Origin of the sequence: Mesorhizobium sp. BH1-1-5 (assembly GCF_020165615.1) — a bacterium.
Taxonomy (GTDB): domain Bacteria; phylum Pseudomonadota; class Alphaproteobacteria; order Rhizobiales; family Rhizobiaceae; genus Mesorhizobium.
In genome coordinates this window covers 61,821-83,701 of the sequence record NZ_JAIUIM010000020.1, presented here as the reverse complement: position 1 = coordinate 83,701, position 21,881 = coordinate 61,821, and the positions used below count along the sequence as shown (strand labels likewise).

General features: G+C 63.9%; 24 protein-coding genes. 19 read left to right on the top strand and 5 right to left on the bottom strand.

The features are described from left to right. Positions 1 to 82: 82 nt before the first annotated feature. Entirely contained in the window at positions 83 to 661 is a 579-nt protein-coding gene (gene pyrE / locus LB572_RS24460) for an orotate phosphoribosyltransferase (RefSeq protein ID WP_224669529.1), read from the top strand. 75 nt (positions 662 to 736) lie between these two features. After that, a complete protein-coding gene (locus LB572_RS24455; RefSeq protein ID WP_224669528.1) occupies positions 737 to 1,120 on the top strand; it encodes a VOC family protein in 384 nt (127 codons plus the stop codon). Here LB572_RS24455 and LB572_RS24450 read toward each other — a convergent pair. After that, positions 1,098 to 1,628 carry a GNAT family N-acetyltransferase gene (locus LB572_RS24450; protein ID WP_140807596.1) on the bottom strand — a complete coding sequence of 177 codons (531 nt, stop codon included), beginning with the start codon at positions 1,626 to 1,628 and terminating at the stop codon, positions 1,098 to 1,100. The two genes, LB572_RS24455 and LB572_RS24450, sit on opposite strands and share 23 nt — an antisense overlap. A gap of 213 nt (positions 1,629 to 1,841) precedes the next feature. Between LB572_RS24450 and LB572_RS24445 the strand changes: the two genes are divergently transcribed. From LB572_RS24445 to recO, 7 genes are all read left to right on the top strand, one after another. Next, positions 1,842 to 2,429 (top strand): DUF2062 domain-containing protein, encoded by a 588-nt coding sequence (locus tag LB572_RS24445; protein ID WP_224669527.1) that lies wholly within the window; start codon positions 1,842 to 1,844, stop codon positions 2,427 to 2,429. Then, entirely contained in the window at positions 2,426 to 2,839 is a 414-nt protein-coding gene (acpS, locus tag LB572_RS24440; RefSeq protein ID WP_224669526.1) for a holo-ACP synthase, read from the top strand. The genes LB572_RS24445 and acpS overlap by 4 nt, the downstream gene beginning before the upstream one ends. Before the next feature lie 79 nt (positions 2,840 to 2,918). Beyond that, complete coding sequence (lepB, locus tag LB572_RS24435; RefSeq protein WP_140807599.1) at positions 2,919 to 3,668, top strand: signal peptidase I; 750 nt, start codon at positions 2,919 to 2,921, stop codon at positions 3,666 to 3,668. Continuing rightward, on the top strand, positions 3,655 to 4,389 hold the full coding sequence (gene rnc / locus LB572_RS24430) for a ribonuclease III (RefSeq protein WP_412033588.1): 735 nt from the start codon (positions 3,655 to 3,657) through the stop codon (positions 4,387 to 4,389). Before lepB ends, rnc begins: the two co-directional genes overlap by 14 nt. Then, positions 4,374 to 5,306 (top strand): GTPase Era, encoded by a 933-nt coding sequence (era, locus tag LB572_RS24425; protein WP_224669524.1) that lies wholly within the window; start codon positions 4,374 to 4,376, stop codon positions 5,304 to 5,306. The genes rnc and era overlap by 16 nt, the downstream gene beginning before the upstream one ends. A gap of 42 nt (positions 5,307 to 5,348) precedes the next feature. Next, a complete protein-coding gene (locus LB572_RS24420; protein WP_224669523.1) occupies positions 5,349 to 6,242 on the top strand; it encodes an aminoglycoside phosphotransferase family protein in 894 nt (297 codons plus the stop codon). Positions 6,243 to 6,323: 81 nt separating this feature from the next. Beyond that, a complete protein-coding gene (gene recO, locus LB572_RS24415; RefSeq protein WP_140807603.1) occupies positions 6,324 to 7,073 on the top strand; it encodes a DNA repair protein RecO in 750 nt (249 codons plus the stop codon). Between the two features lie 23 nt (positions 7,074 to 7,096). Here recO and LB572_RS24410 read toward each other — a convergent pair whose 3' ends face one another. Next, entirely contained in the window at positions 7,097 to 7,561 is a 465-nt protein-coding gene (locus tag LB572_RS24410) for an NUDIX domain-containing protein (RefSeq protein ID WP_224669522.1), read from the bottom strand. A 243-nt stretch (positions 7,562 to 7,804) separates the two neighbouring features. Between LB572_RS24410 and LB572_RS24405 the strand changes: the two genes are divergently transcribed. The 9 genes from LB572_RS24405 (at position 7,805) to LB572_RS24365 (ending at position 17,135) form a co-directional block, all read left to right on the top strand. Then, on the top strand, positions 7,805 to 10,603 hold the full coding sequence (locus tag LB572_RS24405) for a DUF2339 domain-containing protein (RefSeq protein WP_224669521.1): 2,799 nt from the start codon (positions 7,805 to 7,807) through the stop codon (positions 10,601 to 10,603). A 49-nt stretch (positions 10,604 to 10,652) separates the two neighbouring features. Further along, the gene (locus LB572_RS24400; RefSeq protein ID WP_042637859.1) at positions 10,653 to 10,895 is read left to right on the top strand and encodes a type II toxin-antitoxin system VapB family antitoxin; all 243 of its coding nucleotides are present in this window, start codon (positions 10,653 to 10,655) and stop codon (positions 10,893 to 10,895) included. Beyond that, a complete protein-coding gene (locus LB572_RS24395; protein ID WP_224669520.1) occupies positions 10,895 to 11,308 on the top strand; it encodes a type II toxin-antitoxin system VapC family toxin in 414 nt (137 codons plus the stop codon). Before LB572_RS24400 ends, LB572_RS24395 begins: the two co-directional genes overlap by 1 nt. A 158-nt stretch (positions 11,309 to 11,466) precedes the next feature. Continuing rightward, complete coding sequence (locus LB572_RS24390) at positions 11,467 to 11,985, top strand: RNA polymerase sigma factor (RefSeq protein WP_140807607.1); 519 nt, start codon at positions 11,467 to 11,469, stop codon at positions 11,983 to 11,985. Further along, positions 11,982 to 12,776 carry an anti-sigma factor family protein gene (locus LB572_RS24385; protein ID WP_140807608.1) on the top strand — a complete coding sequence of 265 codons (795 nt, stop codon included), beginning with the start codon at positions 11,982 to 11,984 and terminating at the stop codon, positions 12,774 to 12,776. Before LB572_RS24390 ends, LB572_RS24385 begins: the two co-directional genes overlap by 4 nt. A 208-nt stretch (positions 12,777 to 12,984) precedes the next feature. Then, positions 12,985 to 14,082 carry a peptidase C39 family protein gene (locus tag LB572_RS24380; protein WP_224669519.1) on the top strand — a complete coding sequence of 366 codons (1,098 nt, stop codon included), beginning with the start codon at positions 12,985 to 12,987 and terminating at the stop codon, positions 14,080 to 14,082. Between the two features lie 4 nt (positions 14,083 to 14,086). Beyond that, positions 14,087 to 15,550 carry a RimK family protein gene (locus tag LB572_RS24375; RefSeq protein WP_224669518.1) on the top strand — a complete coding sequence of 488 codons (1,464 nt, stop codon included), beginning with the start codon at positions 14,087 to 14,089 and terminating at the stop codon, positions 15,548 to 15,550. Positions 15,551 to 15,774: 224 nt separating this feature from the next. Next, positions 15,775 to 16,047: a DUF3303 domain-containing protein gene (locus LB572_RS24370; protein WP_140807612.1), complete on the top strand. Its 273-nt coding sequence runs from the start codon at positions 15,775 to 15,777 to the stop codon at positions 16,045 to 16,047. A 155-nt stretch (positions 16,048 to 16,202) separates the two neighbouring features. Further along, positions 16,203 to 17,135 carry a DMT family transporter gene (locus LB572_RS24365; protein WP_224669517.1) on the top strand — a complete coding sequence of 311 codons (933 nt, stop codon included), beginning with the start codon at positions 16,203 to 16,205 and terminating at the stop codon, positions 17,133 to 17,135. Between the two features lie 89 nt (positions 17,136 to 17,224). Here the strand turns inward: LB572_RS24365 and LB572_RS24360 are convergent, their stop codons facing one another. Continuing rightward, the gene (locus LB572_RS24360) at positions 17,225 to 17,617 is read right to left on the bottom strand and encodes a RidA family protein (protein ID WP_140807614.1); all 393 of its coding nucleotides are present in this window, start codon (positions 17,615 to 17,617) and stop codon (positions 17,225 to 17,227) included. An 88-nt stretch (positions 17,618 to 17,705) separates the two neighbouring features. Next, positions 17,706 to 18,629: a LysR substrate-binding domain-containing protein gene (locus tag LB572_RS24355; protein WP_224669516.1), complete on the bottom strand. Its 924-nt coding sequence runs from the start codon at positions 18,627 to 18,629 to the stop codon at positions 17,706 to 17,708. A 111-nt stretch (positions 18,630 to 18,740) separates the two neighbouring features. Here LB572_RS24355 and LB572_RS24350 point away from each other — a divergent pair, with 111 nt between their 5' ends. Further along, complete coding sequence (locus LB572_RS24350) at positions 18,741 to 19,631, top strand: fatty acid desaturase family protein (protein WP_318014064.1); 891 nt, start codon at positions 18,741 to 18,743, stop codon at positions 19,629 to 19,631. Between the two features lie 59 nt (positions 19,632 to 19,690). Here the strand turns inward: LB572_RS24350 and LB572_RS24345 are convergent, their stop codons facing one another. After that, positions 19,691 to 21,832 carry a putative bifunctional diguanylate cyclase/phosphodiesterase gene (locus tag LB572_RS24345; protein WP_224669514.1) on the bottom strand — a complete coding sequence of 714 codons (2,142 nt, stop codon included), beginning with the start codon at positions 21,830 to 21,832 and terminating at the stop codon, positions 19,691 to 19,693. Positions 21,833 to 21,881: the final 49 nt, after the last annotated feature.

The following is a 21,881-nucleotide window of genomic DNA, read 5'->3' as shown; positions in this document are numbered from 1 at the left end:
GAATAGTGAATAGTGAATAGTGAATAGTGAATAGAAGGCGCTCTCACTACCATTCACCACTCGCCAAAGGCAAGGAGCAACAATGAACACCGACGAAGTGCTGGACATTTTCCGCGAGGCCGGCGCCGTTCTCGAAGGTCATTTCATCCTGACGTCCGGCCTGCGCAGTCCGGTCTTCCTGCAGAAGGCACGGGTCTTCATGCATGCCGACAAGACCGAGCGCCTGTGCAAGGCCCTGGCTGAAAAGATCCGCAAGGCGGTGCCTAGCAGGATCGATTACGTCGTCGGCCCGGCCATCGGCGGCCTGATCCCGGCCTATGAAACCTCGCGTCATCTCGGCGCGCCGGCGATCTGGGTCGAGCGGGAAGGGGGCGAATTCAGGCTGCGCCGCTTCGAGATCGCCGAGGGCTCGCGCGTCGTCATCGTCGAGGACATCGTCACCACCGGCCTGTCGATCCGCGAGACCATAGACTGCCTGCGCGAGCTTGGCGCCGAGGTGGTGGCGGCCGCCTGTATCATCGACCGCTCGGCCGGCAAGACCGATGTCGGCGTGCCGCTGATCGCGCTTGCCGAATATGAAGTGCCGGCCTATCCCGCCGACCGCCTGCCGCCGGAACTCGCCGCCATTCCCGCCGTTAAGCCAGGAAGCCGCAACATCTGACGTCGTGATGTGCAAAAACAAGCACTTGAGCGGGCCGCTTGAATCTCCTTGCCAGCGGCATGTGTCGAGATCGCGATGATAGCAGGCATCGACCATTTCGTGCTGACGGTCCGCTCGGTGGAAGCGACCTGCGATTTCTATCGGCGGGTGCTCGGCATGCGGCGGCTCGATGAACCGAACCGGCCGACCGCGCTTCTGTTCGGCTCGCAGAAGATCAACCTGCACGAAGTCGGCCGCACTTTCGAACCCAAGGCAACGATGCCGACGCCGGGTTCCGGGGATTTCTGCCTCGTGGCCGCTGTGCCGCTTGCCGAGGTCCAGGCCAGCCTGAAGGCCAATGGCGTGGCGGTCGAAGTCGGTCCGGTCGAGCGCACCGGCGCGCGCGGCCCGATGATGTCGGTCTATTTCCGTGATCCGGACGGCAATCTGGTCGAGGTCAGCGAGTATCGGCTCGACTGAAATCGAGCCGCATTGCGCAGCGCTGGTCCAAAGCCATGCCATGCTCGGCCTCGTCGGCGAGCAGGCTGGCCAGCCGGTCGTCGATCTCGATGCCTTCCAAGATGCGAAATCCGGACTTGCGATAGAAGGGCGCATTCCAGGCAACGGCGCGAAACGTCGTCAGCGTCACCCCTGCCAGTCCGCGCTGCCTTGCGTCGGCGACCGCCCGTTCAAGCAGCGCGCGGCCGATGCCTTGGCCCTGCCGGTCGAGGCGCACGTCCAACTCCCAGATATGCAGCGCATCGCTCTCGATCCCAGCGCTCAGGAATCCGACCGGCCGGCCCCTCCCGTCGGCGGCAACCCAGCATGCGCCAGCGGCGATCAGCGCGCGGTGTCGCTCGACGCTGACATTGTCGCCATCGGCCAGCCACGCCAGTTCCGCGATGGCGCGGAACGCCTCTCCGGCCGATTGCTCGATACCCGGCAATGCTTCGGCGTCCTCGGCCCGCGCCGGTCGAATTGTGATCATCGGCTCCGCATCCGGGTTGTTTTCCTCAGTTTCGCCAGAATGACGGCCTTGTTACAGCCTGCGGCAGACGATCGCGGCGGCGTTTCATTGTTGCGCGGCCTGGCCGTCGCTATATCAAAGTCTTGTTGCCTTTCTGCGCCATCGAAGCGCAAGATATGTTGGCGCGTCTCGGTGGGCAGGGGCAGCGCGTGTTGGACCGGGAACTGGAACAGAGTGCTTTTTCGACGCCGAGAGCCTGATGGCCTCCTGGAGCGGGTGCGTACTTATCTATGGCCGCGCCGCTCGTTCTCACGTTCCGTGCAGTATTTCTCCAAACGCATCCTGCGGCTGAAGGCAACGCCGCATTCCGTCGCCGCCGGCGTCGCGGCGGGCGTTTTTGCGTCCTTCTTCCCGCTTGGCTTCCACTTCATCGTCGCCGCCGTGCTGTGCTGGATCATCGCCGGCAATCTGGTCGCGGCAGCACTCGGCGCCGTGTTCTTCGGCAATCCGCTGACCTTCCCGCTTTTGTGGGGCGCATCCTGGGAAACCGGCAAGCTGCTCCTGCATGAGCACCTGCCGAGGCACGGTCCGCCCGAGCATCTCGGCGAAATGATGCACAAGCTCTCCTTCGCCAAGCTCTGGCACCCCGTTCTGGAGCCGATGCTGATCGGCGCGGTGCCGCTCGGCCTGATCTTCGGGCTCGTGTTCTACGCCATCACGCGCTGGGGCATGACCGTGTTTCGCGAGCAGCGCCGGAAGCGCATGGCCGAGCGCGCCGAAAAGAAGGCGCGGCAGGGCGGACGGGAAGTGCCGGCGGAATGATCATCGGCATCGGCAGCGACCTGATCGACATCAGACGCATCGAGAAATCGCTGGAGCGGCACGGCCAGCGCTTCGTCCAGCGCATCTATACCGAGGTCGAACAGGCCAAGTCGGAAAAGCGTGCCGCGCGCGCCGCCTCCTATGCCAAGCGCTTCGCCGCCAAGGAGGCCTGCGCCAAGGCGTTGGGCACTGGCATGGCCGAGGGCGTGTTCTGGCGCGACATGGGCGTGGTCAACCTGCCGAGCGGCGCGCCAACCATGGCGCTGACCGGCGGCGCCGCGGCCAGGCTGGACAAAATCCTGCCGAAAGGCCACCGCGCGCTGATCCACCTCACCATCACCGACGATTTCCCGCTTGCTCAAGCCTTTGTGATCATCGAGGCAGTCGCTGCCGAACAAGCGCCACATTGATTCCATCTGACCACCATCGGCATGACGTTGCTCAGCGCGCGCCGAGACTCTATACCAACATCGCACAATCGAGGACGACATGAGCGTGGCTGAAAAATCGCAGAAGAAATCCGGCGGACTTGGTGAAACCTTTTCCGTCATCATCCAGGCTCTGCTGCTCGCGCTCGTCATCCGCACGCTGCTCTTCCAGCCGTTCTCCATTCCGTCGGGCTCGATGCGGCCGACGCTGCTCGAAGGCGACTATCTCTTCGTCACCAAATGGGCCTATGGCTATTCGCGTTACTCGCTGCCTTTCGGTCCCGATATCTTCTCGGGCCGCATCTGGGGCTCGGAACCCAAGCGCGGCGACGTGGTGGTGTTCAAGTTCCCGCCGGATCCGTCGGTCGACTACATCAAGCGCGTCGTCGGCCTGCCCGGCGACAAGATCCAGGTGAAGGACGGCCAGCTCTTCATCAACGACGTCGGCGTGCCGCGCGTAAAGACCGGCCAGATCGACAATCCCGATGTCACCGAGGAAAACAGGCCGATCGACGTCTACCGTGAAACGCTACCGAACGGCGTCAGCTACGACACGCTCGACATCAATTCCGATTCGATCGGCGACAACACGCGCGAATTCGTCGTGCCGGCCGGGCACTATTTCATGATGGGCGACAATCGCGACAATTCGTCCGACAGCCGCTTCGCCGTCGGCTATGTGCCGGCCGAGAACCTTGTCGGCCGCGCCAACGTCATCTTCTTCTCGATCGCCGGCAAGGCGAGCCCGCTCGAGATCTGGAAGTGGCCGTCATTGATGCGCGCCGGGCGCCTGTTCCATTTCGTCCACTAGAGCGATGGCGGCCAGCAAGCGTTTGACCGCCGATGCCCTTGCCGAAGCGCTTGTCGAGCGCACCGGCCACGCCTTCGCCGATCGCCAGCGCCTGCAACGGGCGCTGACCCATGCCAGCGCCCGTTCGACCCACGCCGGCGTCGACTACGAGCGTTTCGAATTCCTGGGCGACCGCGTTCTCGGCCTCATCGTCGCCGACATGCTGCTCGCCGCCTTTCCCGATGCCGCCGAGGGCGAGCTTTCGCTGCGTCTCAACGCGCTGGTCAATGCCGAGGCGCTGTCCGAAATCGCCGAGGAGATCGGCCTGCCGGAACTCGTCCGCGCCGGCTCCGACGTGCGTAATCTCGAGGGGCGCAAGCGCACCAATCTGCGCGCCGATGCGCTGGAATCGCTGATTGCCGTGCTTTACCTGGATGGCGGCCTTGAGACGGCCCGCGCCTTCATCCACCGCTACTGGCAGCCGCGCTCGCAGGCGATAGGTGCCGCGCGGCGCGACGCCAAGACCGAATTGCAGGAATGGGCGCACCAGGCCGCAACCGGCGCCGTGCCTGCCTACCGCGTCGACGGCCGCGAGGGACCGGACCACGACCCGCTGTTCACGGTCAGCGTCAAGGTCGGCTCTTTTGCTCCCGCGACCGGCAGCGGCCGCTCAAAACGCGAGGCCGAGCAGGCCGCGGCGGCTACTCTTTTGCTGCGCGAGGGCGTATGGAGCGCGGCATGACCGCAAACCAATCTCCCGAGACCCCCAGCACCCGATCCGGTTTCGTCGCGCTGATCGGCGCGCCCAATGCCGGCAAGTCGACGCTGGTCAACCAGCTGGTCGGCGCCAAGGTGTCGATCGTCACGCATAAGGTGCAGACCACCCGCGCCATCGTGCGCGGCATCGCCACGCATGACAATGCGCAGATCGTCTTCATCGACACGCCCGGCATCTTCAAGCCGAAACGCCGGCTGGACACCGCCATGGTGACCACCGCCTGGGGCGGCGCCAAGGACGCCGATGTCGTGGTGCTGCTGATCGACGCGGAGCGCGGCATCAGGGGCGACGCCGATGCCATCCTCGACCGGCTGAAGGATGTCCGGCAGCCGATGCTGCTCGTCCTCAACAAGGTCGACCGCGTCAAGCCTGAAACGCTTCTCGCCTTGGCCGCGACCGCGAACGAGCGCGTTCCGTTCAAGCGCACCTTCATGGTCTCCGCGCTGACCGGCTCCGGCTGCAAGGACCTGCTCGATTATCTCGCCGAGACGCTTCCCTCAGGCCCCTGGTACTATCCGGAGGACCAGATATCCGATCTGCCGATGCGCCAGCTCGCCGCCGAGATCACCCGCGAAAAGCTTTATCTGAGGCTGCACCAGGAGCTTCCCTATTCCTCGCATATCGAAACCGAGAAATGGGAAGAGAAGAAGGACGGCTCGGTGCGCATCGAGCAGGTGATCTATGTCGAGCGCGACAGCCAGAAGAAGATCGTGCTCGGCCACAAGGGCGAGACGATCCGCGCCATCGGGCAGGCCGCGCGCACCGAGATCGCCGAGATACTCGAGCAGAAGGTGCATCTCTTCCTGTTCGTGAAGGTGCGCGAGAACTGGGGCGACGACCCCGAGCGCTACCGCGAGATGGGGCTGGAATTTCCCCATTGATGCATGTCGCCCAAAGGCGCGAAGCGGTTTTGGGACAACGACATGGATGATCCGCAACCGGCCATCGATACCGATCTGGTGCGGCGGCTGGTCGATGCGCAGTTTCCACAATGGCGGGATTTGCCGGTCAGCCCGATCGCTTCCGGCGGCTGGGACAACCGCACCTTTCATCTCGGCGAAGACATGACGGTCAGGTTGCCGAGTGCGGCCTCCTATTCGCTGCAGGTCGAGAAGGAGCATCGCTGGTTGCCGAAACTCGCGCCGCTGCTGCCGCTGCCAATTCCAACGCCGTTGGCCATGGGTGAGCCGGCCGAGACCTATCCCTGGCACTGGTCCGTCTATCGCTGGATCGAGGGCGACACCGCGAAGGACGGGCATATTGCCGATCTCGGCGCGTTCGCGGTTGCCCTTGCCGATTTCCTTGTCGCGTTGAGAGGCATCGATCCAGCGGGCGGGCCGGGACCCGGCCCGCACAATTTTCATCGCGGCGGGCCGCTGAGCGTCTATGACGGCGAGGCGAGGCAAGCCATCGCCGCGCTGGAAGGCCGGATCGACGCGCATGCAGCCACCGCCGTCTGGGACGCAGCGCTTGCCGCCACCTGGCATGGCTCCCCGGTCTGGTTCCATGGCGACGTCGCCTCGGGCAACCTTCTGGTCGAGGATGGCAGCTTGAGCGCCGTCATCGATTTCGGCACCTCCGGCGTCGGCGACCCGTCTTGCGACCTGGCGATCGCGTGGACGTTCTTCGAAGGCGAAAGCCGAGAAGCCTTCCGCGCTCGCATCGCCGTCGATGACGCCACCTGGGCGCGCGGCCGCGGCTGGGCGTTGTGGAAGGCACTGATCACCGTCGCCGGACATGACGCCAACCAGGCGGAGGCGGTAAGGCAACGCCAAGTGATCGACGAGGTGCTTGGCGATCATCGGACATGGGCGTGATACCGACGAATGTCAGGACGCGTCGGGTCTGGGGTGCCGAAATCTTGATTTCGCCGCGCAACGGGTGAATAGCTCCCGTCCATGGAATGGCGCGACGAGGGAATCGTTCTCGGCACCCGCAGGCATGGCGAAACCAGCGCCATCCTCGAGGTAATGACGCGCGCGCATGGCCGCCATCTCGGCCTGGTGCGGGGAGGGCGCTCGCGCAGGCAGCAGCCGGTGCTGCAGCCCGGCAACCGCGTCGATCTTCTGTGGCGGGCGCGCCTCGACGAGCATCTGGGCATCTTCCAGGCCGAGGCGATCGAGATGAATGCCGCGCGGCTGATGGACAGCGCGGTCGCCGTCTACGGTCTGCAGACCATGGCCGCGCATCTGAGGCTCCTGCCCGAACGCGATGCCCATGGCGGGCTTTACGAGGCGCTCGCCGTGATGATTTCCCATCTGGAGGATGCCGATGCGGCGGGCGAGCTGGTGGCGCGCTTCGAGCTGCTCATCCTCGATGAACTGGGCTTCGGCCTCGACCTCAGCCAATGCGCGGCGACCGGCACCAGGCAGGACCTCGCCTATGTCTCGCCGAAATCCGGCCGCGCCGTCTCGCGCGAAGCTGGCGCTGGCTGGCACGACAAGATGCTGGCGTTGCCGGCCTTCCTGCAGCGCGGCTCCGGCCTGCGCGCCGATGCGGCAGCACTGGAAGACGCCTTCCGGTTGAGCGGCTTCTTCTTCACCCGCCATGTCTATGAGCCGCGCGGCCTCGAGCCGCCCGACGCCCGCGCCGGCTTCCTCGCCGCGCTGCGCCGGCATCATGCGGCGGTGAAGGCGATTGCCGGCTAGGCGGTGACAGCAAGGCAGGCGCCCTATTCGGCGCCGCGCCGCTCCAGGAAATCGTCGAGCATGGCGCGCTGGCCCTTCAGGATCTTGAGCCCGGCTTCGGGCAATGAAAACCAGCCGGCCTTGTCGACTTCGGGGAACTCCTTCATCGCGCCCGATTTCGGGGGCCACTCCATGGTGAACATGTTGCTCTTGACGGCATCCGCGTCGATGTCGGCCTCGACGCTCCACGCGATGACGATCTTGCCGCCCGGCTGCTTGTAGCTGCCGAGCGGCTGGAAATCGCCGTCGATGGCGACGCCGAGCTCCTCTTCGGCTTCCCGTCTGGCGGCTTCGAGCTCGTCCTCATTGTCGCCGGCCAGTCCCTTCGGGATCGACCACGCGCCCTCATCCTTTCTTGCCCAGAACGGCCCGCCCGGGTGGACGAGCAGGAATTCGAACACACCGGCAATCCGTCTGTGGATCAGCAAGCCCGCGCTTTTCTGCGGCATCGGTCACCTCGCGGCATTGTCGTCGCCCGGGCGAGAATAGCACGAGTATTTCGCGGCATGGTCACGCCATCCCGCCTGCAATGCCGGCGGCCTCGGCGGCGCGGCATGGGATAAGCCGGCAAGTTGCTGGCAATCGGCGACGAAACATGCTCGATCTTGTTAGCCGGCGAGCAGCTGATTTGCACAGCCGTCTCATTGCCGCAATTATTGGCCACGACTGGTCTGGTTTTGAGGGAAACCACCATGTTTTTCAGCCTGATCGCCATTGCCGCCGTCATCGCTCTTTTCGTCATCGTTTCACGCCAGCAGAACCGCATCGCGCTGGTCGAGCGCGAGCTCGGCGTCCTGCGCGGCCTGGTGCAGCCGGAGGCTTCGCTGCCCGCGCCCAAGGCGGACGCCGTCGCCGAGGGCGCGCCGAAGGAAGCAGGAGAGGCCTCGGCGATCGACGCCGCGCCCGCGGTTCAGGAGACCGCCCCGTCCGAGCCGATCGCGGCAACGACCGGCACTGCCGAAGCCGAAGTTGTGGCCGGACCCTGGAAGGAAGGCGAGGGGGCGGCGGCAGGTGCCACGGAGGCCGGAAAGGTCGAGCCTGTGCCAGAACTTTCAGCCGAGACCAAGGCGGCGTTCACCCGGTCTGCGGCCACCGAGAAAGCCGCGCGCCAGACTGATGTCGAGACGGCGCTGGGCACGCGCTGGGCGGTCTGGGTCGGCGGCATCGCGCTGGCGCTGGGCGGCCTGTTCCTGATCCGCTACACCATCGAGGCCGGCATTTTCGGCCCCGGCGTGCGCCTCGCCATGGCCGGCATTCTCGGCCTGGCGCTGATTGCCAGCGCCGAGTTCATCCGCCGCACAGGCTTCAAGGTGCCGGTGCAGGGCGCCGCCGGCGCCTTCATCCCATCGATCCTGACCGGGGCGGGCGCCTTCATCCTGTTCGGCACGGTCTATGCGGCGCACGGCATCTATGGCTTCATCGGCCCGGCGACAGCCTTCGCGCTGCTTGGCGTCATCGGCGTCGCGACCATTGGCGCTTCGCTCGTGCATGGCTTGGCGCTGGCCGGCATCGGCCTCATCGGCGCCATGGTCACGCCGGCGCTGATCGCCTCGCAGGCGCCCAATCCCTGGGCCTTGTTCGTCTATCTGGCGATCGTGCTCGCCGCCACGGCGGCAATCGCCCGCATCCGCGACTGGAAGGCGCTCGTGGCCGCCGCATTCGCCGGCACCGGCATCTGGACCATTCTCTACATGGTCGACGCGCCGGATGTGAACCTTGCCGCTGTCCTGTTCATCAGCCTGGCGACGCTCGCCGTGCTGGCTTTCGTTTGGCTCGGCCTTTTGCTGCATATTGGCCGCGACGATGCGGCGCGCGGCTTTGACTGGCCGTCGATCGTGCCCGGCTTCTTCATCGCCTTGAGCGCGCTGGGCCTGTCCGTCGATCCCGCTTTTGCCAGCGCCGGCGATGCCTTGCACGGCGCGGTCCTCCTGGCCGCGCTGGTCGCGGTCGCGCTCTACCGACCGCCTGCGCTCCCGCCCGTCTTCGCCGCCGGTATCGCCACCGTGCTGATCTATCTCGGCATCATCCCACCCGCCACGATCGGCGCCAATGCGCTCGATGTCGGGCTGGACGCCCAGCCTTTGGCGGCGTCCGACACGCTGACTTTCCGCATCGGCATCGCGCTCGGCCTGGTCTTCCTCGCCGCCGGCTTCTGGGCCGCGCGCCGCTTCGCCGTCACCGCTCCGCGGCGCGCGGCCTCCTGGGCGGCCTGGGGCGTCATTGCCCCGCTGGTGGTGCTCCTGGCGCTATGGCTGACGTTCGGCGATATCGACCGCGACCTCGGCTACGCGCTGCCGGCGCTGCTGCTGGTGCTGGCCTTTGCCGTCGGTGGCGAATGGATCGCGCGCACCGAAGAACCGCCACTGACCGGCGGCCCGGCCGTGTCCTTCGCGCTCGGCGGCGCCGGCCTCGCCGGCCTGCTGATGCTGCACATGGCCTTCGGCTCCGGCTGGACGACCGTGCTGCTTGGCACCGCCGCGATCATCCCGGCGCTGGCCACGCGCTGGCGGTCCTACCCCGTGCTAGGCTGGATCGCGGTAGGGGCGGCAGTCGCCGTGCTCGGCCGCGTCGCCTTCGATCCGACCATCGTCGGCGCGGCGTTCCTGTCCAGGACGCCGGTCTTCAACTGGCTGCTGCTTGGCTATGGCATGCCGGCGCTCGCCTTCGGCTTCGCCGCCTGGCAACTCGCCCGCACCACCAGCGGCAGGCCGCGCCTTGCGATGGAGGCAGCCTCGGCGCTCTTCGCGCTGCTCACCATAGCCATGCTGGTGCGCCATGCCATGCATGGCGGCGTCATCGACACCGGCACGGTGACCCTTGCCGAACAGGCGATCTACACGCTGATCGCGCTCGGCGCCGGCGCCATACTGGTCGCCATCGACATGCGCTCGCCGAGCTCGGTTCTGCGCTATGGCTCGATGGCTGCCGGCGTGGTCTCGGCGGGCCTGATCGCCGTTCAGCATTTCGTGGTGCTGAATCCGCTGCTGACGGACGAATCGACCGGCGCGATCCCGGTCTTCAATCTCCTGTTCCTCGCTTATCTGCTGCCGGCGATCGCCGCCGGCGCATTGGCGCTCTACGTCCGCGACAAGCGTCCGCGATGGTATGCGGCGATGCTGGCGCTGGTCGCCGCGCTGCTTGCCTTCGCCTATGCCACGCTTTCGGTGCGCCGCTTGTTCAAGGGCGAGTTCATCGCCTTGTGGAGCGGGCTCGGCCAGCTCGAGACCTACACCTATTCGGCGCTCTGGCTGGTCATCGGCGTGGCGCTGCTCACCGCCGGCGTCTGGCTGAAATCGCAGGTGCTGCGCATCGCCTCCGCGGTGCTGATCGCGGTCGCGGTGGTGAAGGTCTTCCTCTTCGACATGTCGGAGCTCGAAGGCGTGCTGCGCGCGCTCTCTTTCATCGGTCTCGGGGCCGTGCTGATCGGGATAGGTCTGTTCTACCAGCGTCTGCTGACGCGGGCCGCGAGGGAGGCCAAGGAGGTTTCTTGAAAGAATATCCAATATGGGATATCTAGAATATCCATAAAGGGATATTCGCATGCCTCTCTACATACGTGACGATGAAGTGGATGCGCTGGCCGCCAAATTGCAGCGCGAGACAAACGCGCCGAGCAAGACCGAGGCGGTGCGGACAGCCCTTATTCACGAACTCGAACGCAATCGTGCCAAGGTGCCGCTGCGCGATCGGATTGTGAGGCTTCAAGCGGAGGCGAAGAAGATCGGTCTGCCCAATCCCGATTTCGATATGAAGAAATTCACTGACGAGATGTGGGAAGACTGATGTTTGTCGATGCTTCGGCGATCGTCGCCATTCTCAACCAGGAACCCGGCTGGGAGGAATTATCCAAACAACTCTCCGGACCTGTCGACTTCTACGTCTCAGCGATGGTCCGTTTTGAAGCGACACAAGCTTTGGCGCGAGCTGGCGCGGGTCCCCGCAAGCCGACCGCTGAAGCGCTCCTCAAAGCTCGTGATCTGGTGGATCAATTCATTGTGGAAATTGGCGGAGAAAATGTGCCGATCGGCGAGGAGATCGGTTCGCGCGCTATCGATGCCAGCGCTCACTACGGCAAGGCCGTTGGGCATCAAGCTGATCTGAACTTGGGTGACTGTTTTGCTTATGCTTGCGCAAAAGCTCTCGGTATTCCGTTGCTCTACAAAGGCAATGATTTCTTGCTGACCGATTTGAGATAGTCGGCTTTCTCGCTGATTGCGGGAATAAACCGGCCCGCGCCATCGTTATTCGCGTGCTTGGGTAATCGCAGCGGTCGGACCGCTTCGCGCTGACTGCTTGCACCGCGCCTGGAAGGCGCGTTCTATCGGGACGGAAAGCGACCTCGAAACAAGCGGTCATGGACGACAAGAAGGCAGCGATCCTGAGCGAAATACCGCGGTTGCGGCGCTATGCGCGCTCGCTGCTGCGCGACCGCGATTCCGCCGACGATCTCGTCCAGGATTGCCTGGAGCGGGCGCTTGTGCGGCTCGACAACTGGCAGACTGGAGAGAGCCCCCGGAGGTGGCTGTTCACGATCATGCATCACTTGTTCATCGACCAGATGCGCAAGGTCAACCGGCGAGGCGAGGCGGCGATGCTGCCTCTCGAAGCCGGCGAAGCCCAAGCCGCACCCGCCGATCAGGTCGAGACCATCGCCTCGCGCGAGATCATAGATGCCTTGCAGGCGATCAGCCCCGATCGCCGCGCGGCATTGGTCATGGTCGCCATCGAGGGCTTTTCCTATGCCGAGGCCGCCAACATCCTTGGCGTGCCCGCCGGCACGCTGATGTCGCGCATCGCGCGCGGCCGCGAGGAACTGCGAGGATTGCTCGACGACTCATCGCGCCGCCGCTCGATAAGGATTGTTGAGAAATGACCCGCCGTGATTTCTCCGAACGCGATATCCATATGGCTCTCGACGGCGAGCTGCCGGGCGAGGAGCGCATGGCCTATGACGCCTGGCTCGAGGCCGATCCCGAGATGAAAGCGAGGTCGGCGCGCTACATTGCCGACCGTGCCGCCATGCGCGCCGCCTTGGCCGGCGTGATGGACGAGCCGGTGCCGGCAAGGCTGCGGCAGGCGGTATTTGGCGAGGCGCCTGTGAAGGTGTCGGCCTGGCGCTCGCGCTGGTGGCTCTCGGCCGCAGCTGCCGTGGTGCTCGCCGTCGGCGGGTTCGGTGGCTATGTCGCCGGCGTCGACAGCATTGCCCGTGGCGGCGGCGACGACGACCAGCTCGCCGAACAGGCGATCGCGGCCCATGTCATCTACGCCGCCGAGAAGCGCCATGCCGTCGAGGTTCCGGCGAGCGACAAGGATCATCTCCAGACCTGGCTGTCGAACCGCGTCGGGCTGAAGCTTGTTGCACCCGATCTGGGGGCTCAGGGCTTCCAACTGGTCGGCGGCCGGCTGTTGCCCGCCGGTGAGCAAGGCAAGGCTGCAATGTTGCTCTACGAGGACGCCAAAGGCGAGCGCATCTCGCTCTTCGTCACCGCCGAATCGTCCGCAACCTCCAAGGGTACCTATACGGCCGAGGGGGGTGGACCGGAGGCGGTCTACTGGCTCGACAAGGGCTACGCTTGCGCCGTCGTCGGCTCGTTGCCGCCGGAGCGGCTGTCGGACGTCGCAAAGACCGCCTATGGCCAGCTCCTGGCCGGCATATCGAGCTGAACCGGCTGCGTTTTTCGGCGGCCGGCAGTCCGTCGAACGGCAATTCTGTTCAAACGTTTGGCCCTTTGCTACCGTGGCGGAAACTGTCACAATTCGGCCCTAATCAAGGAGCGATAGCGCTTGATGGATACTGGCGGTTCGGCCAGTGTTCGTGACGCATCCACCGGGGCCGTTTTCTTAAACCCAATCGAGGTTCTCCCAAGCCCGCATGCCTGCCGAGATCCGCAAGGCCCGCGCGTCAGACGTCGATGACCTCGCCGCCATCGAGAAGGCCGTGTTTCCGGGCGACAGGCTCTCGCGCCGCTCTTTCCGCCAGTTCATCGAACGCGAAACCGCCGAGATGCTGGTGGCCGAGAACGAGGGCCGCGTCGCCGGCTATGCCGTGGTTCTGTTTCGCAAAGGCAGCGGAGTCGCGCGGCTCTACTCGATCGCCGTCGGCCCGTTTTTCGGCCGCCTCGGCATCGGCCGGCTTCTGCTGGCGGCCGCCGAGGAGGCAGCCTTCGAGCACGACCGGCTGTTGCTGCGCCTTGAAGTGCGCGAGGACAATGATCGCGCCATCCGTGTCTATGAGCAGGCCGGCTATCGCAAGCTGGGCCGCGAGCCCGACTATTATGAGGATGGCGCCACGGCGCTGCGCTACGAAAAGACGCTGCGTGGCGACACGCCCACGGCGACCAAGGTGCCGTTCTACCAGCAGACCTGCGAGTTCACCTGCGGTCCGTGCTGCCTGATGATGGCGATGGCCAATTTCGATAGCGGCTTCGTGCCGGATCCGGTGATGGAAATCCGTCTGTGGCGCGAGGCGACCACGGTCTTCATGATGTCGGGCCCCGGCGGTTGCGAGCCTTTCGGCCTGGCGGTCGCCGGCTATGAAAGCGGGCTTGCCGCCGAGATATCCGTCTCCTTCTACGGCGCGCTGTTCCTGCAGTCGGTGCGAAGCGAGGACAAGCGCCGGGTGATGGAGCTCGCCCAGGTCGATTTCCGCCGCCGCGCCGAACTCTACGGCATTCCCGTCAACTACCGTCCGTTCGGCATCGGCGACATCCGTGACGCTTTGGCAGCGGGCAAGCTGGTGGTGGTGCTGATCAGCGGCTTCCTGATGTTCGGCAAGAAGGTGCCGCATTGGGTGCTGGCCATCGGCGACGATGGCGACCATATCCTGATCCACGACCCCTGGGTCGAGGATGAAAGGCAGGAAACGATCCTTGATGCCGCGAACATTCCGGTGCCCTACGACATTTTCATGAACATGGCGCAGTTCGGCCGCGACGGCTTGCGTGCAGCCATCACTCTGGGAAAACGCTGAGACAATGACCTGGGTTATCCTCACAGGCAGGCAGAACGACATCGATCAGGTGGCCACACCCCACAAGATCATCACCAACCGCGACTATCTCGCGCATCCGGCGCTGTTTCGCGGGCAGCGGCCGAAGGTGATCAACCTGTCGAACAATTACGGTTATCAGAGCCGCGGCTACTACGCCTCGCTGCTCGCCGGCTCGCGCGGCCACAGGGTGATCCCGACCGTCGAGACCATGATCGATCTGTCCGAGCGCAAGCTCTACGAGCACGCGCTGCCGGAACTCGAACTGGCCTTGAACAAGTGCAGGAAGGATCTCGGCGGGACCTTTCCGGCCAAGGTCGCCATCTTCTTCGGCATCGGTCCGTCGAAAGTATGGGACCGTTTCGCCAAGCTGTTGTTCGACTGGTTCCGCGCGCCGGCGCTCGAGGTCCACATCAAGGACAGCGCCGAATGGGCCTCGATCCGCAAGATCGGCTTCCTGCCGCTTGCCCGCATGACCGAGGACGAGGAAGAGTTCTTCCTGCAATGCCTGGACACCTACACCAACCGCGAATGGCGCGACACCAAGGGCCGCACGCCGGCGCGCTATACATTCGCGACGCTGGTCGACCCGCATGAGGAACTGCCGCCGTCGGAGATCTCCTCGCTGCGCTACTGGGCGAGGATCGCCGAGAAGATGGGCGTCGAGGTCGAGCCGATCACCAGGAAGGACCTCGCCAAGCTCGCCAATTATGACGCGCTGTTCATCCGCGAGACCACGTCGATCTCCAACCACACCTACCGCTTCGCGCGCCGAGCCCAGCAGGAAGGCATGCCGGTGATCGACGACCCGCTGTCGATGATCCGCTGCACCAACAAGGTCTATCTCAACGAGCTGATGACCTACAACAAGGTGCCGGTGCCGCCGACAGTGATGATCGCCGGCACGTCCGACTTCGAGGTGGCGGCGCAGACGCTGGGCTTTCCGCTGGTGCTTAAGATCCCGGATTCGTCCTTCTCGCGCGGCGTCAAGAAATGCGAGAACATGGCCGAGCTGACCAAGCTCGCGACCGAATGGCTGGAAGATTCCGACCTTTTGATCGCGCAGAAATTCATCCCGACCGAATATGACTGGCGCGTCGGCGTGCTCGGCGGCCAGCCGCTGTTTGCCGTGCACTATCTGATGGCGAAGAAGCACTGGCAGATCGTCAACCACAAGGCCAGCGGCAAGCCCGACCAGGGCGGGATCAAGACGTTCACGCTGAAGCAGACGCCGCCGCACGTCGTCGAGACGGCGGTCAAGGCGGCAAAATGCATCGGCGACGGCCTCTACGGCGTCGACCTCAAGGAGACCAAGGACGGCGTCTTCGTCATCGAGGTCAATGACAATCCCAATCTCGACCATGGCTGGGAGGATTCGGGCGAGAAGGACGAGCTCTGGGTGCGGCTGACGCAGTGGTTCCTGGAACGCCTCGAGAGGCCGGACAAGTAGCGGCCGGGGCGGAATTGAGGAATTGGGGGAACTGAGGAACTGAGGAACTGAGGAATTGAAGAACAGGAGAATTGAGGAATAGGGCGTCTAGCGGAGCAGCTCATCTCTGCTCCTTTATCTCTCAGCTGCCAAGTTCTTCAGTTCTTCAGTTCTTCAGTTCCTCAGTTCCTCAGTTCCTCAGTTCTTCAATTCCCCATTCCCATCAATCGAACTGAGGGAAAAGAATGCTGTTCTTCGTGATCGAGGATTTCCACGGCTCCGACCGCAAGGAGATTTACCGCCGCTTTCGCGACAAGGGCAGGCTTAAGCCGGATGAGCTTGTCGTGCATCACAGCTGGATCGCGGGCGACATGAGCCGCTGCTTCCTGTTGGTGGAGGCGGATGATGTCACGATCCTGCAGCGTTGGGCCATCGAGTGGAACGATCTGGTCGAGTTCGAGATCGTTCCCGTGGCCAGCAGCAAGGACATGGTCGCCGCGCTGGCCGGCCATCTTTGAAAAAAATCGGCAAGTGGAAGTAAACCGGTGCGCCCGTCACCGTATATCTTTTCGATGATTGGCCGGACTGGCGGGTGTCAATACACCGTCTGGCTCTTTCCGGGTCGGTTCACTGCGGCTACACCAAAGTCAGCTTTCGGGTCTTGGGGCGAAAATTGACAGCTGTCGTTGAACTCCGGCCACAAAACGTCGCGCGTGGTATTTCGCTGATTATCGTGGCGGCCCTTGCAATCTCCATCCAGGACGTCGTTTTCAAGCTCTTCAGCGGCGAGCTAACCCTCTGGCAAATTTTTTGCCTGCGTGGCGTGCTGGTTATCCCGATGCTCTTCGCAGCCCTCTGGGTGCGCAGCGCACAGCGGGGCATCCTGGAAGCCGCCTTGGGTAAGTGGCCGCTTCTGCGGTCTATGTTTATTACGGCCAGCTTGTTGGCTTTCTATGCGGCGCTTCCATTCTTAAGCCTATCGACCGTTGGAGCGGCCAACTACATAGCTCCCATTTTCATAACGCTGCTGTCCGCATATGCGATCAGAGAGCCGGTCGGCCCGCTGGGATGGCTGGGGGTCTGCCTTGGATTCGCGGGTGTCGTGGTTTTGCTGCAGCCGGGGACTGACGCTTTTTCGCCATGGGCACTGCTTCCAATTGTCGGGGCTGCTTCCTACGCTCTGGCGCATATCACGACACGAGCAAGGTGCCAGAACGTCCCCGTTGCAGCTCTATCGCTGTCACAGAATATCGTCATGTTGTTGGCTGGGACAGTTGCCAGTGTGCTGATGCTTTGGCTCCAACCGCAAGGCACATTCGCGGACGCCTATCCCTACATTTTTGGCGCCTGGTCAAAAGTCGGTCTGAACGATTGGCTCGTGCTGGCGCTGCTTGCAGGATTTGCGATTATCAACGGCATGTTGTTGGGAGGGGCCTACCAGACCGCGCCGCCTGCCATCGTTTCGACATTCGAGTACAGCTATTTGGTATTTGTCGCGGTTTGGGACATTTTGTTCTTTGGGATAGCGCCCAGCGTGGCCTCTGTCTCGGGCATGGTCTTGATTGTCGTGGCGGGATTGCTGGTGCTGCGCCGCAAGTCGACGTGAGGACAGAAAACGGTGCTGTCATGTCTGGATGGCCAGAAGTCGGACATCGTCTCATCATCGCCAAGACGCCCTAACTCCAGACGGCCCCGTCAGATGACCGCTATCGCGTCGACCTCTATCAGGTAGCCCGGGGACATGATCGCCACGCCGACAATCACATTCGCCGGTTTGTGATCTCCAAACAGCGAAATCTGCGCTTGTTCGATGATCGGGACGTGTTCGTCGCGATTGTAGTCGACGATGTAGATCGTGATCTTGCAGACTTGGTCCGGCCGGGCACCCGCCGCGTTGAGCGCTCGGCCGAGATTGGCGAATGACAGGCGCGCTTGCGCCGCAAAATCACCATGCCCGACGAGCTTGCCGTGTATGTCTTCAGGCTGCTGGCCCGAGATGAAGACCAGCTTGGATCCAGTCGCGACGACAACCTGTGTGTACATCTCCGGAACCGGCAGATCAGCTGGATTGATGAGTTCGAGCGACATCAAAAATCTCCTGCTATTTCGTTTGACTGAAATGCGAGGCGGGCACGAAGGATTGGTGCTCCGTTGCCGCAGTTCCCTAAACTGCTTCTCAGGGGATTGGCGTGCCGAGCGCCGGTGATTTGACCGCGCACAAGCATTCCCCGATCAGCCACTCCCGGAACGCTGCCACGGCATCGCGCCTCGCGCTGCGTTCGGGGACCGTCAGGCAATAGGGTTGGCGCAGTTCTAGGGATTGCGCGGCGGCCCGCATCAGCTTGCCATCCTCCAGCGCCTGGGCGCAATAGATGCCCTGCGCCAGCGCCACGCCCAGTCCTGAAATGGCGAGATCGAGCGCTGCCCGCGACGAGTTGGCCGAAAGGCCGCGCTGTGTTGGGCGGCCCGGCTCGCTTCCCGCTGCCTCGAACCAGTTGCGCCAGGATGGAAAGGAGGCTCCCGTCGGCCCCCAGTCGGTGTGGATCAGCGGCAGGCCGGCCAGGCCGTCGGATCCGGTCGCGCCGGCCAACGTCGGCGCGCAGACCGGATAGACGGCGTCCCTGACGATCTCCTCGGTCGGATGTTCCCGGTAGTGAGGACCGTAGGACAGGCGGATGTCGATCAGTTCGTGATCGAACGGCACCGGATCGTCATCGCCCCTGAGCGATATGTCGGCGGCGCCATGGCCGGCGACGAAGCCGGCGAGGCGCTCCGATAGCCAGCCCATCGCCATGGACGGCGGCACCGAAACGACGAGCCTCGGCCGGAACGCATCGCCGGCGACATCGCGAGCGACGCTGCCGATTTCCCGGAAGGCCATGCTGAGCCGCGGCAGCATCTCCATCCCGGCCTCGGTCAGCACCGCGCGTCGGTTGATCCGGTGGAACAATTGCCGTCCCATCTGCTCCTCGACGGTGCGGATAAGCTGGCTGACGGCCGCGGCCGAAATCGACAGTTCCTCCGCCGCGGCCGTAAAGCTGCCTGTCCGCGCCGCCGCTTCGAAGGCCTGAAGTCCGCGCAAGGAGGGAAGGGCGACCATGGCAATCCGAAAGATAAGGTAATCTTGTCTATTTCGCAGAAATCCTCATTTTTCGAAAGGTTTCTTTCTGGGTATCGTGGCCCCATGAACGCAATCGACCACGACGCAGTCATCGACCATCGCTCCGTGATAGCCTCGCTGACAAATGAGGAGCGCAGCCGGCTGACCGGCAAATCGGATGGGCCGGGCCTTGTCCAGTTCACGCTCCATCTCGGCGCGATCGTCGTCCTTGGCGTGCTGATCGCGATCAAGGTGCCGTTCTGGCCGGTGCTGATGCTGCCGCAGGGTGTTCTGATCGTCTTCCTGTTCACGCTGCTGCATGAAACGGTGCACAGGACGGCGTTCGAAACGCAGGGGCTGAACGATATGGTCGCGCGCTTCTGCAGCCTGGCGATCGCACTGCCCGCCGACTGGTTCCGCTACTTCCATTTCGCCCATCACCGCTTCACCCAGGATCCAGAAAACGATCCAGAGCTCGCCTTCCCAAAGCCCGAGACACTGCGGCAATACATCGTCCACGTCTCCGGGCTGCCGGTGTGGTGGGGCCATTTCAAGACGCTCTACACCAATGCGACCGGCGGCTGCCGCGACAGCTACGTGCCGCCAAAGGGCTTGCCGAAAGTGAAGGCCGAGGCGCGAGCGACGATCGCCTTCTATGTCGTCCTGCTCGCGCTAGCCGTCTGGTTCAAGGCATCGGTCTTGCTCTATGTCTGGATCGTGCCGGCGCTGCTTGGCCAGCCGTTCCTCAGGCTTTACCTGCTGGCCGAGCACGGCCGCTGTCCCTTCGTCGCCAACATGCTGGAGAACACCAGGACAACGCTGACCAATTGGTTCGTGCGCAAGCTCGCCTGGAACATGCCTTACCATGCCGAGCACCATGCCTATCCCGGCGTGCCGTTCCACCAGCTGCCGCAATTCCACCAACTGATCGAACGGCATCTCAAGGTGGTCGAGCCCGGCTATGTCAGCTTCCACGAGAAATATATCGAGACGCTGCGCTAGCGCGTGACGATACTCAGGTGATGCCGGTCTGACCTGAATCTCAACACGCGCTCGGGAAATCAGCCCGATTGGCGCAGCAGCGCCTGCGAGCGTAGCAGCCGGTTCACCTCGGCGGCCTTGGCCGGCACGCCGATCAGATAGCCTTGCGCCTCGCCGCAGCCGGCTTTGCGAAGCATGTCGAGCTGCGCTTCGGTCTCGACACCTTCGGCAGTAACGGTGATGCCGAGCTCGGCTCCGAGCCCGATTACCGTGCGCACGATCGCCGCCGTGTCGCGCTTGTCGAGATCGCTGGTGAAGGAGCGGTCGATCTTGATCTTGTCGACGGGGAAGCGTCGGAGATAGCCGAGCGAGGAATAGCCGGTGCCGAAATCGTCGAGCGCGATGCGCACGCCGAGACCGCGCAATTGGCTCAGCGTCTTCAGCACCGCGTCGCTCTCGTCCATCATCACCGTTTCGGTGATTTCGAGCTCCAGCCGGTTGGCCGGCAGGCCGGAAAAGGCAAGCGCCGAGATCACGCTGCGGGCGAAACCGCCGCTCTTGATCTGCGCGGCCGAGACATTGACGGCCATGCGCATGTCCGGCGGCCAGTTGGCCGCCACATTGCAGGCTTTGCGCAGCGCCCAGTCGCCCAACTGCACGATCAATCCGGTCTCCTCGGCGACGGCGATGAAGTTCTCCGGCGACACCAGGCCGCGCGACGGCGAGCGCCAGCGCATCAGGGCCTCCGCGCCGACGATCTTGCCGGAACCGATGTTGAGGATCGGCTGGAAATCGAGTTCGAATTCACGCTTGGAGAGCGCTGCCTCGAGATCGACCTCGAGCGCTTGCCGCTCCCGCATCAGGGCATCCATGCCAGGCTGGAAGAAGCGATAGACATTGCGCCCTTCGCTCTTGCCGCGGTAGAGCGCCATGTCGGCGTTGGTGAGCAGCGTGTCGGCATCGTGTCCGTCGCCGGGATAGAGCGCGATGCCAAGGCTTACGCCCACATGCATTTCGCGCCCCTTGTCGCGATAGGGCTTGCCGACGATCTCGACGATGCGCTTGGCGAGCTTTTCGGCGTCGGCGACGCTCTTGATGCCCGGCTGGATGATGGCGAATTCGTCGCCGCCGAAGCGCGCCACCACGTCCTTGCTGCTGCGCACGGCGTGCTGCAGCCGCTTGGCGACGCATTGCAGCAGCCAGTCTCCGGCGGGGTGGCCGAATGTGTCGTTGACGGCCTTGAAGCGGTCGAGGTCGAGCGAGAGGATCGCCAGCGGCCTGGCCATGGCCTCGCCAAGTGCCTGATCCAGCTTTTCGCGAAACATCGAGCGGTTGGGCAGATTGGTGAGAGTGTCGTGATGCGCAAGATGCGTCATGCGCTCTTCGACACGGCGTCGTTCGGTCACGTCCTCGAAGGTGGCCACCCAGCCGCCGCCGGCGAGCGGCCGGCGAGAGACAAACAGCGTGCGGCCGTCGACGAGTTCGCGATAGCTGGAGCGCGACTGGCCCGCTTCCAGAGCCGCCTTCGTCTTTCCCACCTCGATGTCGACTTCAACGGGCACGAAGATGCCGAGACCAACGACCTTCTCCAGCATCTGGCTGTGCGTCATGCCAAGCGCGAAATCCTCAGCCTTCGCGTTGCACAGATCCAGGAAACGCTGGTTGCGGATGATCAGGCGACCCTCGGCGCTGTACATCAGCAAGCCTTGCGACATGTTGGCCAACGCGGCGTCGAAGCGGCGGTGCTGCTCCTTCAACTCCGCCTCGGCGCGTCGCTGCTCCGTCACATCCTCGTAGATCGAGACCCAGCCGCCAACGGCGATCGGCCGGTGCGAAATGACGATGATGCGTCGGTCCGACAGAATTTCCTCGTAGGTCGAAGGCTTGGCGCCGTCGATGTAAGGCTTGCGGATGGCGTAAAGCTCGTTCGCGCTCTGCGAGGCGATGCCGATGTCGACGCTGTGCTGCAGGATATCGAAGAAACGAATGCCGGGCGTCACCACTTTGGCGTCCAGGCTGAAGATGTTGAGGTAGTTGCGGTTGCAGATGATCATCCGCTCATCGGCGTCGAACATGCACAGACCATGCGACATGTTCTCGACAGCCGCCGCGAAACGCTCGTTCTGAGCCCGCAATTCTTCCGCGATCCGCCGTGCCGGACCAATGCCGGGCGTTCTTCGCTTGCCGGCGGTGGAAGCAGTCTTGACATGTGCGCCGGGCATGAGCACGCCTTCGGACCGTGACCGAACGCAATACTGTCCCGGTAGCCGG

Bases quoted from the DNA above. Each gene is read 5' to 3' on its own strand.
- LB572_RS24380 (WP_224669519.1), top strand. From the start codon at position 12,985: ATGCCTGCCGAGATCCGCAAGGCCCGCGCGTCAGACGTCGATGACCTC.
- acpS (WP_224669526.1), top strand. From the start codon at position 2,426: ATGATCATCGGCATCGGCAGCGACCTGATCGACATCAGACGCATCGAG.
- LB572_RS24420 (WP_224669523.1), top strand. From the start codon at position 5,349: ATGGATGATCCGCAACCGGCCATCGATACCGATCTGGTGCGGCGGCTG.
- LB572_RS24400 (WP_042637859.1), top strand. From the start codon at position 10,653: ATGCCTCTCTACATACGTGACGATGAAGTGGATGCGCTGGCCGCCAAA.
- recO (WP_140807603.1), top strand. From the start codon at position 6,324: ATGGAATGGCGCGACGAGGGAATCGTTCTCGGCACCCGCAGGCATGGC.
- LB572_RS24395 (WP_224669520.1), top strand. From the start codon at position 10,895: ATGTTTGTCGATGCTTCGGCGATCGTCGCCATTCTCAACCAGGAACCC.
- lepB (WP_140807599.1), top strand. From the start codon at position 2,919: ATGAGCGTGGCTGAAAAATCGCAGAAGAAATCCGGCGGACTTGGTGAA.
- LB572_RS24360 (WP_140807614.1), bottom strand. From the start codon at position 17,617: ATGTCGCTCGAACTCATCAATCCAGCTGATCTGCCGGTTCCGGAGATG.
- LB572_RS24375 (WP_224669518.1), top strand. From the start codon at position 14,087: ATGACCTGGGTTATCCTCACAGGCAGGCAGAACGACATCGATCAGGTG.
- LB572_RS24370 (WP_140807612.1), top strand. From the start codon at position 15,775: ATGCTGTTCTTCGTGATCGAGGATTTCCACGGCTCCGACCGCAAGGAG.
- era (WP_224669524.1), top strand. From the start codon at position 4,374: ATGGAGCGCGGCATGACCGCAAACCAATCTCCCGAGACCCCCAGCACC.
- LB572_RS24345 (WP_224669514.1), bottom strand. From the start codon at position 21,832: ATGCCCGGCGCACATGTCAAGACTGCTTCCACCGCCGGCAAGCGAAGA.
- LB572_RS24355 (WP_224669516.1), bottom strand. From the start codon at position 18,629: ATGGTCGCCCTTCCCTCCTTGCGCGGACTTCAGGCCTTCGAAGCGGCG.
- pyrE (WP_224669529.1), top strand. From the start codon at position 83: ATGAACACCGACGAAGTGCTGGACATTTTCCGCGAGGCCGGCGCCGTT.
- LB572_RS24455 (WP_224669528.1), top strand. From the start codon at position 737: ATGATAGCAGGCATCGACCATTTCGTGCTGACGGTCCGCTCGGTGGAA.
- LB572_RS24390 (WP_140807607.1), top strand. From the start codon at position 11,467: ATGGACGACAAGAAGGCAGCGATCCTGAGCGAAATACCGCGGTTGCGG.
- LB572_RS24410 (WP_224669522.1), bottom strand. From the start codon at position 7,561: ATGCCGCAGAAAAGCGCGGGCTTGCTGATCCACAGACGGATTGCCGGT.
- LB572_RS24385 (WP_140807608.1), top strand. From the start codon at position 11,982: ATGACCCGCCGTGATTTCTCCGAACGCGATATCCATATGGCTCTCGAC.
- LB572_RS24405 (WP_224669521.1), top strand. From the start codon at position 7,805: ATGTTTTTCAGCCTGATCGCCATTGCCGCCGTCATCGCTCTTTTCGTC.
- LB572_RS24450 (WP_140807596.1), bottom strand. From the start codon at position 1,628: ATGATCACAATTCGACCGGCGCGGGCCGAGGACGCCGAAGCATTGCCG.